Raw genomic sequence first — 13,048 nt, forward strand, 5'->3', positions numbered from 1 at the left:
TGTGCAACGAAGATGCGCAAAAACGCGCCGGGCGCGAAATGCTCTGTTACGCGCCGTCGCGCTTGCGTCGCCGGGCCTGAAATCATCGGAAATCCGACGTCGTCCACGCGCGAAAAACGGCGCTGACGCCGCGATCCCATTTCGATGGCGTTTTTGTTCTATCGGGTCTTTTCTGGGTTTGGTGCAATGAGCGCCATGCCGGAACATCTCGCCAACCCAAGGGACACGCCAATGAACGTCAGCGTCTTCGATCTGTTCAAGATCGGCATCGGACCGTCGAGTTCGCATACCGTCGGGCCGATGATCGCGGCGTGCCGCTTCGCGTCGCATATCGAAGACGCCAATCTGCTCGCCTTCGTCACGCGCGTGCGCGCCGAGCTGTTCGGCTCGCTCGGCGCGACCGGCAAAGGCCACGGCACCGACAAGGCCGTGTTGCTCGGCCTCGAAGGGAATCTGCCCGATCTCATCGATCCGGACGTCATCGCGCCGCGTCTCGCGGAAATCCGCGCGACGAAGCGCCTGAAGCTGCTCGGCAAGCACGATGTGATGTTCGAGGAGCGCGAGCATATCGGCTTCTATCGCAAGCTGATGCCGGGCGCGCCGGGATCGAGCATCGTGCATCCGAACGGCATGCGCTTTCAGGCGTTCGACGAGAACGGCCAGCTTCTCGTCGAGAAGGAGTATTACTCGGTCGGCGGCGGCTTCGTCGTGAATCGCGAAGGCGATCGCGTGAACGGCTTGCGCGCGGCCAATACGGTGCCGTACCCGTTTCGCACCGGCGACGATCTCATGCGCGTCTGTCGGGAGACAGGTCTGTCTATCGCCGACGTGACCATGCAAAACGAATGCGCGAATCGCAGCGAATCCGAAGTCCGCGAAGGCATGCTCGCGGTGTGGCGCGTGATGGCCGCGTGCGTGGAGCGCGGCTGCAAGGAGCGCGGCGAGCTGCCCGGTCCGATGCAAGTCAAGCGCCGCGCCGCCGATCTGTCCGCGTCGCTGCGGTCGCGCTCGGAAGAGTCGCTGCGCGACCCGCTGTCGATGCTCGACTGGGTCAATCTCTACGCGATGGCCGTCAACGAAGAGAACGCGGCGGGCGGCCGCGTCGTCACCGCGCCGACCAATGGCGCGGCCGGCGTGATTCCCGCCGTGCTGCATTACTACGTGAAGTTCATGCACGGCTCGAACGATGACGGCATCGTGCGCTTCCTTCTGACAGCCGCGGCCATCGGCATCATCTACAAGGAAACGGCGTCGATCTCGGGCGCGGAAGTGGGTTGTCAGGGCGAAGTCGGCGTCGCCTGTTCGATGGCCGCCGCCGCGCTCGCCGCCGTCATGGGCGGCACGCCCGCGCAAGTCGAAAACGCCGCGGAAATCGGCATGGAACACAACCTCGGCATGACGTGCGACCCCGTTGGCGGCCTCGTGCAGATTCCGTGCATCGAGCGCAATGCGATGGGCGCGATCAAGGCGATCAACGCCGCGCGCATGGCGATGAAGGGCGACGGCAAGCATTACGTGTCGCTCGATTCGGTCATCAAGACGATGCGCGAAACCGGCGCGGACATGAAGACGAAATACAAGGAGACGTCGCGCGGTGGCCTCGCCGTGAACGTCATCGAATGCTGAATTCAGGACCCCACGAAGGAAGAGAAACACCATGAGCCGCTATTCCATCTTCAGCCTCTTACGCAACGGCATGTCGTATCACGAGAACTGGGAGCGCCAGTGGCGAAGTCCCGAGCCGAAGCGCGAGTACGACGTGGTGATCGTCGGCGGCGGCGGTCATGGTCTCGCGACCGCGTATTACCTCGCGAAGGAGCACGGCATCACGAACGTCGCGATTCTCGAGAAGGGCTGGATCGGCGGCGGCAATACCGCGCGCAACACGACCATCGTGCGCTCGAACTATCTGTGGGATGAATCGGCGGCGTTGTACGAAAAAGCGATGAAGCTGTGGGAGGGCCTCTCGCAAGACCTCAACTACAACGTGATGTTTTCGCAGCGCGGGGTGATGAATCTCGCGCATACGCTGCAGGACGTGCGCGATACCGAGCGCCGCGTGAACGCGAACCGTCTCAACGGCGTCGATGCCGAGTTCCTCACGCCGCAGCAGATCAAGGAAATCGAGCCGACGATCAATCTCAACAGCCGCTATCCGGTGCTGGGCGCGTCGATTCAGCGTCGCGGCGGCGTCGCGCGTCACGATGCGGTCGCGTGGGGCTTCGCGCGCGGCGCGGATCGCGCGGGCGTCGACATCATCCAGAACTGCCAGGTCGTGGGCATTCGCCGCGACGGCAGTCAGGTGACGGGCGTCGATACGACGAAGGGCTTCATCAAGGCGAAGAAGGTCGCGGTCGTCACGGCGGGCAACACGACGACGCTCGCCGACATGGCCGGCGTGCGCCTGCCGCTCGAAAGCCATCCGTTGCAGGCGCTCGTGTCGGAGCCGATCAAGCCGGTCGTGAACACGGTCGTGATGTCGAACGCGGTGCATGCGTACATCAGCCAGTCCGACAAGGGCGACCTCGTGATCGGCGCGGGCGTCGATCAATACACGGGCTTCGGTCAGCGCGGCAGCTTTCACATCATCGAAGGCACGCTGGAAGCGATCGTCGAGATGTTCCCCGTGTTCTCGCGCGTGCGGATGAATCGTCAGTGGGGCGGCATCGTCGACGTATCGCCGGATGCGTGCCCGATCATCTCCAAGACCGACGTGAAGGGTCTGTACTTCAACTGCGGATGGGGCACGGGCGGCTTCAAGGCGACGCCGGGTTCGGGCTGGGCCTACGCGCACACGATCGCGAAGGACGAGCCGCATCCGCTGAACGCGCCGTTCTCGCTCGATCGTTTCTATACCGGTCATCTGATCGACGAACACGGCGCGGCTGCCGTGGCCCACTAATCGCATTAGGAGCGAAAAACATGTTGCTGATCGAATGCCCCTGGTGCGGGCCGCGCGCCGAAACCGAATTTTCCTGCGGCGGCGAAGCGGATATCGCGCGCCCGCTCGACACCGAAAAGCTCTCCGACCGCGAGTGGGGCGACTACCTCTTCATGCGCAAGAATCCGCGCGGCGTGCATCGCGAGCAATGGAATCATGCGCAAGGCTGCCGCCGCTGGTTCAAAGTGCAGCGCGATACGGTTTCATATGAAATTCTAGGCTACGAGACGTTCGACCGTCCGCTGGCTGTGATGCATGACAACGGAGGCACGTCGAAATGAGCCAGAAAGACCGACTCGGCATGGGCGGGCGCATCAATCGTGCGATTCCCGTCACCTTCACGTTCAACGGCAAGACGTATCAGGGCTTCGAAGGCGATACGCTCGCGTCCGCGCTGCTCGCGAACGGCGAGCGCTTCGTCGCGCGCAGCTGGAAGTATCACCGTCCGCGCGGGATCATCACGGCGGGCGTCGAAGAGCCGAACGCAATCGTGCAACTCGAAACCGGCGCGTACACCGTGCCGAATGCGCGCGCTACCGAAGTCGAGCTGTATCAAGGGCTCGTCGCGCAGAGCGTGAACGCGAAGCCGAACATCGAAAACGATCGCATGGCGGTCAATCAGAAGATCGCGCGCTTCATTCCCGCAGGCTTCTACTACAAGACGTTCATGTGGCCGCGCAAGTTGTGGCCGAAATACGAGGAAGTGATTCGCGATGCAGCGGGTCTCGGCGAAGCGCCGAAGCAACTCGATGCCGATCGCTACGACAAGTGCTTCGCGCATTGCGACGTGCTCGTGATCGGCGGCGGACCTTCGGGTCTCGCGGCGGCGCATGCGGCGGGTTTGTCGGGCGCGCGCGTGATTCTCGTCGACGATCAGCGCGAACTCGGCGGATCCCTTCTGTCGTGCCGCGCGGAGATCGACGGCAAGCCCGCGCTGCAATGGGTGCAGAAAATCGAAGGCGAACTGCGCAAGATGCCCGATGTGAAGGTTCTTTCGCGCAGCACGGCGTTCGGTTATCAGGATCACAACCTCGTCACGGTCACGCAGCGTCTGACGGAGCATCTGCCGATATCGCGCCGCAGCGGCACGCGCGAACTGATGTGGAAAGTGCGCGCGAAACGCGTCGTGCTCGCGACCGGCGCGCACGAGCGCCCGATCGTTTTCGGCAACAACGATCTGCCGGGCATCATGCTGGCGTCGGCGGTGTCGACGTATCTGCATCGCTATGCGGTGATGCCGGGCCGCAACGCCGTTGTGTTCACCAACAACGACGACGCATATCAATGCGCGCTCGATCTGAAGGCGGCAGGCGCGGATGTGACCGTCGTCGATCCGCGTCCGGCCGAATCGAAGGGCACGTTGCCCGCGGCCGCGCGACGCTACGGCGTGCGCGTGCTGAACAACGCGGTCATCACGGCTGCGCGCGGCAAGCTGCGGGTTGCATCGGTTGAAGTGGCTTCGTACGACAAAGGCCAGGTCGGTCAGAAGCAGACAGACCTGCCATGCGATCTCGTCGCCATGTCGGGGGGCTGGAGCCCCGTGCTGCATCTCTTCGCGCAATCGGGCGGCAAGGCGCACTGGCACGAAGAGAAAGCGTGCTTCGTGCCGGGCAAGGCGATGCAACTGGAGAGCAGCGTCGGCGCATGCGCGGGCGAGTTCTCGCTGTCGCGCGGCATTCGCCTCGGCGCGGATGCGGGCGCGGAAGCGGCGCGCGCCGCGGGTCATATCGTCGTGAAGCCGGCTGCCGTGCAAGTCGCTGAAATCGTCGAAGCGCCGATGTTGCCGCTGTGGATCGTCGGCAACAAGGAATTGTCGACGCGCGGTCCGAAGCAATTCGTCGACTTCCAGAACGACGTGTCGGCGGCCGACATCTATCTTGCGGCGCGCGAAGGCTTCGAATCGGTCGAGCACGTCAAGCGTTATACGGCGATGGGCTTCGGCACCGATCAGGGCAAGCTCGGCAACATCAACGGCATGGCGATTCTCGCGCAAGCCTTGGGCAAGACGATTCCCGAGACCGGCACGACGACGTTCCGCCCGAATTACACCCCTGTCACTTTCGGCACGTTCGCGGGCCGCGAGCTGGGCGAGTTTCTCGATCCGGTGCGCAAGACCGCGATCCACGAATGGCACGTCGAGAACGGCGCGATGTTCGAGGATGTGGGCAACTGGAAGCGTCCCTGGTACTACCCGAAGGCGGGCGAGGACATGCACGCGGCGGTCGCGCGCGAGTCGCTCGCGGTGCGTCAGAGCGTCGGCATTCTCGATGCATCGACGCTCGGCAAGATCGACATTCAAGGCCCCGATTCGGCGAAGCTCCTGAACTGGATGTACACGAATCCGTGGAGCAAGCTCGAAGTCGGCAAGTGCCGTTACGGGCTGATGCTCGACGAGAACGGCATGATCTTCGACGATGGCGTCACGGTGCGTCTCGGCGAACAGCATTACATGATGACGACGACCACCGGCGGCGCGGCGCGCGTGCTGACGTGGCTCGAACGCTGGCTGCAGACCGAATGGCCCGACATGCGCGTGCGTCTCGCATCGGTGACGGATCACTGGGCGACGTTCGCGGTCGTCGGACCGAACAGCCGCAAGGTGCTGCAGAAAGTGTGTCACGACATCGACTTCGCGAACGCGGCGTTCCCGTTCATGAGCTATCGCGATGGCACGGTGGCGGGCGCATCGGCGCGCGTGATGCGGATCAGTTTCTCGGGCGAGCTCGCGTATGAAGTGAACGTGCCCGCGAATGTCGGACGCGCGGTGTGGGAAGCGCTGATGCTCGCGGGCGCTGAATTCGACATTACGCCGTACGGCACGGAAACGATGCACGTGCTGCGCGCGGAGAAGGGCTACATCATCGTCGGACAGGATACGGACGGCTCGATGACGCCCTACGACCTCGGCATGGGCGGGCTTGTCGCGAAGTCCAAGGACTTCATCGGCAAGCGCTCGCTCACGCGTTCGGACACTGCAAAACAAGGGCGAAAGCAGTTCGTCGGCCTGCTCACCGACGATCCTTCGTTCGTGCTGCCGGAAGGCGCGCAGATCGTCGCGGGACCGTTTCAGGGCGATACCGCGCCGATGCTCGGACACGTCACGTCGAGCTATTACAGCCCTATTTTGAAGCGCTCGATTGCGTTGGCCGTCGTGAAGGGCGGTCTGGAGAAGATCGGCGAATCGGTCATGATTCCGCTCGCGAACGGCAAGCGGGTCAACGCAAAAATCACCAGTTCAGTGTTCTACGACAGCGAAGGAGCACGTCAGCATGTTGAATGAGATCAAAGGTTCCTCGACGGTCGTCGATCGCGCAATCAGCGGACAGGGTGTGTGGCAGGAGTCTCCGCTCGTCGGCGCGGATGCGTTGATGAAGACGCATCAGTCGGGCTCGCCGAAAGCGTTTCGTCTGGCCGAGCGGCCGTTCCTCGAACTCGTGAACGTGCGTGGCGATACGCGCGATCCGGCGTTCGCGAAGGCGGTGCAGAGCGTGATCGGCTGCACGCCGCCCGAGAAGGCGAACACTATTGCGCGCGGCAACGGTTATACGATGCTGTGGCTCGGTCCCGATGAATGGCTCGTGCATTCGGATACGGCGCACGATGCATCGCGTCCCGCGCCGCTCGAAGCGAAACTGCGCGACGCGTTCGTCGGACAGTTCTCGGCGGCGGTGGATATCGGCAGCGGTTATACGGTGCTCGAAATCGATGGCCCGAAGACGCGTGACGTGCTTTCGCGCGGTTGTCCGCTCGATCTGCATCCGAAGGTTTTCGGCGAAGGACAATGCGCGCAGAGCCATTACTTCAAGGCATCGCTTACGCTCGTGCCGCTGGGCGGCGATCGCTTCGAGATAATCGTGCGCCGCAGCTTCGCCGATTACTTCGTGAAGATGATGCTCGACGCCGCCGCGCCGTTGCTCTCATGAAGCCGTTCGAACCGCTTGCCGCGGGTGGCCTGGGCTGGCGCGTGATCGTCGATGAGTTGATCGTGAAGACGCGCGTCGGCTTGTATGAGCATGAGCATGAAGGGCCGCAGCCCGTGTGCATCGATGCGAGCCTGCGTTATCGCGGCATGCCGCATGAATCGGACGATGGTCTCATTGATTACGAGGCGTGGTGCAATCGCGTGAGCGCGTTTCTTGAAGGGAAGGCGCATACGCGCTTGCTGGAGACGCTCGCGGTGGAGATCGCCGCGTTGTCGTTCGAAGAGTGGCCGGCGCTGGATGCGCTTACTTTGGTGCTGCACAAGCCGAAGATTCGTGAGGGCACGAAGCGGCTTGGGCTTGAACTCGACTGGCGTCGGGCGGATTTCGATGCTTGGCGGTTGCGCGTCGATGCGTGGGATGCGGCTGTAGTCCGGCGATGAACGCGTCGCGTGATTCGGCTGCGCAGCTCTCCGAACGTGCATGCAAGAAGCATGATGCGGATGCGGCGCTTAAGCTGCTGGATCGAAGTATCGCGCTGAAGCATCGGCGGATTGCGTTGATTCGGTATCTGCATGCGCAGTATCTCGATGCGCCGTTAGAGGCCAGGCATCATGAGTATGTGAGGGTCGTGGCGGCGCGGTTGAGCGCGGAGGCGGTGGTTAGGGTGGTGGAGGCGGCTAGGGGGAGGTTTGGGGGGAGTTGAAGCTCCGCGGGGGCGGAGGAATGCGACGATCGAGCCGTGCGCGGAGATAGACCCGATTTGTCTCCACACACCTACAACCCCCGTTAGCCCCCTCCGCCCAAGCGGAGCTCCCACCTCAAACCCCCACCAACCCCCCCTTCGCCCCCACCACCTCCCGCGCCCGTTTCCCCCGCGCCACAAAATAAGCCGTCTCCGCCCGCCCCAACGCAGCAACGCCTCTAATCCGATCCGCAATCTTCTCCGCCAACATGATCGTCGGCGCATTGAGATTCCCGGTCGTGATCTGCGGCATGATCGACGCATCCACGACGCGCAATCCTTCCATCCCATGCACGCGTCCTTCGCCGTCGACGACAGCCATATCGTCATAACCCATCTTGCACGAGCACGAAGGGTGAAAAGCCGTCTCCGCCTTCGCCCTCACGAACGCATCGAGTTCCGCATCGCTTTGCAGATCATCCGACGGATGCAACTCCCGCCCGCGATATCGCGCGAGCGCGGGCTGCCGCATGATCTCGCGCGTAATCCGAATGGCATCGCGAAACTCGCGCCAGTCGAGCGGATCGGCCATGTAGTTGAAAAGAATGCTCGGATGCGCGTTCGGATCGCGCGACTTGAGCTTCACGCGCCCCCGACTCGGCGAGCGCATCGATCCGACATGCGCCTGGAACCCATGCATCTTTATCGGATTCGAGCCGTTGTAATTGATCGCGACCGGAAGAAAGTGGTACTGGATGTTCGGCCAAAGATCCTCGTCGCGCGTGCGGATGAAGCCGCCCGCTTCGAACTGATTGCTCGCGCCGATGCCCGTCCCGTTCAGCATCCATTCGAGCCCGATCGCCGGCTGATTCCACCACTGCAACGCCGGATATAAGGACACCGGCTCCTTGCATTCGTACTGCATGTACATCTCGAGATGATCCTGCAAGTTCTCACCGACGCCCGGCAGATCATGCACGACAGGAATCTCCAACTCCTTCAGCCAGTCAGACCGTCCGACGCCCGAGCGCTGCAACAACTGAGGCGATGCAATCGCCCCGCTGCACACGAGCACTTCGCGCCGCACATGCGCCGTCACGCGCTGCCCGCCATGCAGATAAGCAACGCCGATAGCCCGCTTACCCGAGAACAACACACGATCCGTGATCGCATGCGTCACGATGGTCAACCCGGCACGATGCTTCGCGCGATCCAGATACCCGCGCGCCGTGCTCGCACGACGTCCCTTCGCGGTCACGGTGCGATCCATCGGACCGAAGCCTTCCTGCTGATAACCGTTGAGATCCTCGGTACGCGGATAACCCGCCTGCACGCCCGCCTCGACCATCGCGGCGAAAAGCGGATTGTTGCCGGGCTTGCTCGTCGTCACATGCACGGGACCATCGCCGCCGTGATACGCATTCGGTCCGATATCGCGCGTCTCCGCTTTGCGGAAATACGGCAGACAGTCGAGATAACTCCAGTTCTCGAGACCGGGCATCGACGCCCAGTTGTCGTAATCGAGCGCATTGCCGCGGATATAACACATGCCGTTGATCAGCGACGATCCGCCCAGCCCCTTGCCGCGCCCGCACTCCATCCGACGGTTGTTCATATGCGGCTCGGGCTCGGTTTCATAGGCCCAGTTGTATCGCCGCCCTTGCAGCGGATAAGCCAGCGCCGCAGGCATCTGCGTGCGAAAGTCGAAGCGATAATCCGGCCCGCCCGCTTCGAGCAGCAGCACCGTCACGTCTTCGTCTTCCGTGAGACGCGACGCGAGCACGTTGCCCGCCGATCCCGCACCGACGATGATGTAATCGTATTCGTTCGCGCTCATCGCACATGCTCCTTAAAACACAGGCTGATAGGGACCGAGCTCGACCTGCACGGACTTTATGCGCGTAAAGGCGCTCAGCGTGACGATGCCGTTCTCGCGCCCGACGCCCGATTGCTTGTATCCGCCGACGGGCATTTCCGCCGGCGACTCTCCCCACGTATTGATCCAGCAGATGCCCGCTTCGAGCCGATGAATCACGCGATGCGCGCGCGACAGGTTCTCCGTCACGACGCCCGCCGCGAGGCCGTAGTCGGTATCGTTGGCGCGCGCGATGACTTCGTCTTCGTCATCGAACGCGAGGATGCTCATCACAGGCCCGAAAATTTCTTCGCGCACGATGCGCATGTCGTCGCGGCAATCAGCGAACACGGTCGGCTCGACGTACTGGCCGCGCGCGAATGCGCCGTCGGTCATGCGCCCACCGCCCGCGACGAGCCGCGCGCCTTCGCGCTTGCCGCTCTCGATATACGTCAGCACCTTCTGCAACTGCGCGGCGCTCGCGAGCGGCCCGAAATTCGTCCGCGGATCATCGGGCGCGCCGATGCGAATGCGCTTCACGCGCTCCATCACGAGCGCTTCGAACTTGCCGATGACACCGCGTTCGACGAACACGCGCGTGCCGTTCGTGCATACCTGTCCGGAACTGAAGAAGTTCGCGCTCATTGCGATATCGGCGGCGCGTTCGAGGTTGGCGTCGTCGAATACGATGAGCGGCGACTTGCCGCCGAGTTCCATCGTCACTTCCTTGAGCGTCGATCCGCCCGCGCGCGCCATCACTTTTTTGCCGGTTTCGACGCCGCCCGTGAACGATATCTTCTCGATGCCCGCATGTTCCGCGAGCATCGCGCCGACGCGTCCGTCGCCATGCACGACATTGAAGACGCCCGCGGGCAGGCCCGCTTCCGTATAGATTTCCGCGAGCTTCGACGCAGTCAGCGGCGTGATTTCGCTCGGCTTGAAGATCATCGCGTTGCCCGCCGCGAGCGCGGGCGCGGATTTCCAGCACGCGATCTGAATCGGATAATTCCACGCGCCGATGCCCGCGCACACGCCGATCGGTTCGCGCCGCGTATAAACGAACGACGATTCGCGCAGCGGAATCTGCTCACCTTCGATGGCCGTCGCGAGCCCCGCGTAATACTCGATGACATCCGCGCCCGTGACGATATCGACGGCGCGCGTCTCCGCGATCGGCTTGCCGGTATCGCGTGTTTCGATCGCGGCGAGTTCGTCGTTGCGCGCGCGCAGCAGATCGACCGCGCGGCGCAGGATGCGCGAGCGCTGCATCGCGGTCATCGCGGCCCATTCGCGCTGGCCTTCGCGCGCCGATTTCACCGCGCGATCGATATCCGCCTGCGACGCCCGCTGCACGCGCGCGAGCGTTTCGCCGGTCGCGGGATCGAGCGTGTCGAAGGTTTCGCCGCTTGTCGCATCGACGTATTCGCCGCCGATATAAAGCCGTTGCTCTCCGAATGCGGACATGTCGCGCTCCTTTCCTTGAATGTGATTAATCAGCCGTGCGCTTCCAGCACGAGGTCGATGTATTCGTAAGCGAGCCGCAGCGCGTCCTTCGTGTCGAACGGCTCGCCGGCCAGCGCGCCGCGCAGCCACAGGCCGTCGATCAGCGCGGCGAGGCCGCTTGCGGCGCGGCGCGCGGCGGGCTTCGTCAAGGCACGCGCGAAATCCGCGCACAGGTTCGAATGCAGACGCCGCGTGTTCACGCGCTGCAGCCGGCGCAATTCCGGCTTGTGCATGCTTTCCGACCAGAACGCGAGCCAGGTTTTCATGACGGGCCCGTTCACCTGTTCGACATCGAAATTCGCCGCGACGACCGCGCGCAGTTTCGATCGCGGATCGGGCTTCGCGGCTTTGCGGCGGCGCGACGTGCCTTGCCATAGCGAGCGCAGCACATGGCGCATCGTGGCTTCGAGCAGACCGTCCTTGTCGCCGAAGTAATGGCTGACGATGCCCGTCGACGTGCTCGCGCGCTGCGCGACCGAAGCGAGCGTCGCGCCGGAAAGTCCGGATTGGTCGATGGTATGCAACGTGGCGTCGATGAGTTGCGCGCGGCGGATATCGCGCATTCCGAGCTTGGGCATGGTCTTTTCGTGACTGACGATGTGCGCAGATACTATTTTTTTTATTTTGAACGGTCAATCAATAAAAAGCGGGTCGAAAGGTTTTCTGCGCGCGATGTCGGTTTCAGTCAAACGTGCGTCGCATTGAGTGCGAGTCGCGGCGTCGCGAGAGCGCTACCCTCGTTGCACGGGCGCGGTCATCGGTCGGATGGTTCGCGCATGCCGTCCACGAAACAAGGAGACGATAAATGAGCAGCAATCGCGGCGTCGTGTATCTGGGGCAGGGCAAGGTCGAAGTGCAATCCATCGACTATCCGAAGATGGTCGATCCACGCGGGCGGGACATCGGCCACGGCGTCATTCTGAGGGTCGTCAGCACGAACATTTGCGGCTCGGATCAGCATATGGTGCGCGGCCGCACGACAGCGGAAGTCGGCCTCGTGCTCGGCCATGAGATTACGGGCGAAGTGATCGAAGTGGGGCGCGATGTCGAGACGCTTGCCATCGGCGATCTGGTTTCGGTGCCATTCAACGTCGCGTGCGGCCGTTGTCCGACGTGCAAGGCGCAGCATACGGGCGTGTGCCTGAACGTGAATCCGTCGCGTGCGGGCGGCGCGTATGGCTATGTCGACATGGGCGGCTGGATCGGCGGTCAGGCGGAATACGTGATGGTGCCGTACGCGGACTTCAATCTGCTGAAGTTTCCCGACAAAGCGCAGGCGATGTCCAAGATCCGCGATCTGACTTGTCTCTCCGACATTCTTCCGACGGGTTACCACGGCGCGGTGATGGCGGGCGTGGGGCCGGGCTCGACGGTGTATATCGCGGGCGCGGGGCCGGTCGGGATGGCGGCGGCTGCGTCGGCGCGCTTGCTGGGCGCGGCTTGCACGATCGTCGGCGACATGAACGAGGAGCGTCTTGCGCATGCGCGCGCGATGGGCTTCGAGACGATCAACCTGTCGAAGGATGCGACGCTCGGCGAGCAGATCGAGCAGATTCTCGGCAAGCCGGAAGTGGATTGCGCGGTCGATTGCGTGGGTTTCGAAGCGCACGGTCACGGCAGCGATGCCGGTCACGAAGCGCCCGCGACGGTGCTCAATTCGCTGATGGAGATTACGAAGGCGGCGGGCGCGATCGGGATTCCGGGTCTTTACGTGACTGACGATCCCGGTGCGGTCGATGCTGCGGCGAGGAAGGGGAGTTTGAGCATTCGCTTCGGCCTGGGCTGGGCGAAGTCGCATTCGTTCCATACGGGGCAGACGCCGGTCATGAAGTACAACCGCAATCTGATGCAGGCGATTTTGTGGGATCGGTTGCCGATTGCCGATATCGTCAATGTGACGGTGGTTTCGCTCGATGAAGCGCCGGATGGGTATCGGAAGTTTGATGGCGGAGCGCCGAGGAAGTTTGTTATCGATCCGCATGGGTTGTTGAAGGCGGCTTGAGCCTTTGTTTTTGCCCCCGGCGGGTTGGGGGCCTTCGGTTTTCTTGTTGTTGCCGGATCCCGTTATGAACTGCACCCCAAAAGTTGGACACCCGTTCAACGATTTGGGGTGTTTTTTCATGAGCAAGTACAGCGCACGACTC

Annotated in this window: 11 protein-coding genes; 8 read left to right on the forward strand and 3 right to left on the reverse strand. The window is 62.9% G+C overall.

Annotated elements, in window-relative coordinates:
- The first annotated feature begins 231 nt into the window (after positions 1-231).
- From NCS00_RS20565 to NCS00_RS20595, 7 genes are read left to right on the forward strand one after another with little or no spacing between them, the layout of a single operon-like run.
- Complete coding sequence (locus NCS00_RS20565; protein WP_250440851.1) at positions 232-1,626, forward strand: L-serine ammonia-lyase; 1,395 nt, start codon at positions 232-234, stop codon at positions 1,624-1,626.
- Positions 1,627-1,657: 31 nt separating this feature from the next.
- Positions 1,658-2,902 carry a sarcosine oxidase subunit beta family protein gene (locus NCS00_RS20570; protein WP_008354176.1) on the forward strand — a complete coding sequence of 415 codons (1,245 nt, stop codon included), beginning with the start codon at positions 1,658-1,660 and terminating at the stop codon, positions 2,900-2,902.
- 20 nt (positions 2,903-2,922) lie between these two features.
- Entirely contained in the window at positions 2,923-3,222 is a 300-nt protein-coding gene (locus NCS00_RS20575; protein ID WP_250440852.1) for a sarcosine oxidase subunit delta, read from the forward strand.
- The gene (locus NCS00_RS20580) at positions 3,219-6,221 is read left to right on the forward strand and encodes a sarcosine oxidase subunit alpha family protein (protein WP_250440853.1); all 3,003 of its coding nucleotides are present in this window, start codon (positions 3,219-3,221) and stop codon (positions 6,219-6,221) included. Before NCS00_RS20575 ends, NCS00_RS20580 begins: the two co-directional genes overlap by 4 nt.
- A complete protein-coding gene (locus NCS00_RS20585; protein WP_175982377.1) occupies positions 6,211-6,864 on the forward strand; it encodes a sarcosine oxidase subunit gamma in 654 nt (217 codons plus the stop codon). Before NCS00_RS20580 ends, NCS00_RS20585 begins: the two co-directional genes overlap by 11 nt.
- Entirely contained in the window at positions 6,861-7,304 is a 444-nt protein-coding gene (locus tag NCS00_RS20590; RefSeq protein WP_250440854.1) for a dihydroneopterin aldolase, read from the forward strand. The genes NCS00_RS20585 and NCS00_RS20590 overlap by 4 nt, the downstream gene beginning before the upstream one ends.
- The gene (locus NCS00_RS20595; RefSeq protein ID WP_008354170.1) at positions 7,301-7,567 is read left to right on the forward strand and encodes a hypothetical protein; all 267 of its coding nucleotides are present in this window, start codon (positions 7,301-7,303) and stop codon (positions 7,565-7,567) included. The genes NCS00_RS20590 and NCS00_RS20595 overlap by 4 nt, the downstream gene beginning before the upstream one ends.
- A gap of 115 nt (positions 7,568-7,682) precedes the next feature.
- On the opposite strand, the gene betA is transcribed toward NCS00_RS20595, so the two are convergent.
- Genes betA through betI form a run of 3 tightly spaced genes read right to left on the reverse strand, consistent with a single transcriptional unit; the run spans position 7,683 to position 11,482 of the window.
- Positions 7,683-9,383, reverse strand: a complete 1,701-nt coding sequence (gene betA / locus NCS00_RS20600; RefSeq protein ID WP_250440855.1) for a choline dehydrogenase — start codon at positions 9,381-9,383, stop codon at positions 7,683-7,685.
- A gap of 12 nt (positions 9,384-9,395) precedes the next feature.
- Entirely contained in the window at positions 9,396-10,865 is a 1,470-nt protein-coding gene (gene betB, locus NCS00_RS20605) for a betaine-aldehyde dehydrogenase (RefSeq protein WP_250440856.1), read from the reverse strand.
- 29 nt (positions 10,866-10,894) lie between these two features.
- Positions 10,895-11,482 (reverse strand): transcriptional regulator BetI, encoded by a 588-nt coding sequence (gene betI, locus NCS00_RS20610; protein ID WP_250440857.1) that lies wholly within the window; start codon positions 11,480-11,482, stop codon positions 10,895-10,897.
- Between the two features lie 227 nt (positions 11,483-11,709).
- On the opposite strand from betI, the gene fdhA reads away from it, so the two are divergent.
- Entirely contained in the window at positions 11,710-12,906 is a 1,197-nt protein-coding gene (gene fdhA, locus NCS00_RS20615; RefSeq protein ID WP_008354157.1) for a formaldehyde dehydrogenase, glutathione-independent, read from the forward strand.
- The last annotated feature ends 142 nt before the right edge of the window (positions 12,907-13,048 follow it).

Origin of the sequence: Caballeronia sp. AZ1_KS37 (assembly GCF_023631165.1) — a bacterium.
GTDB lineage: Bacteria > Pseudomonadota > Gammaproteobacteria > Burkholderiales > Burkholderiaceae > Caballeronia > Caballeronia zhejiangensis.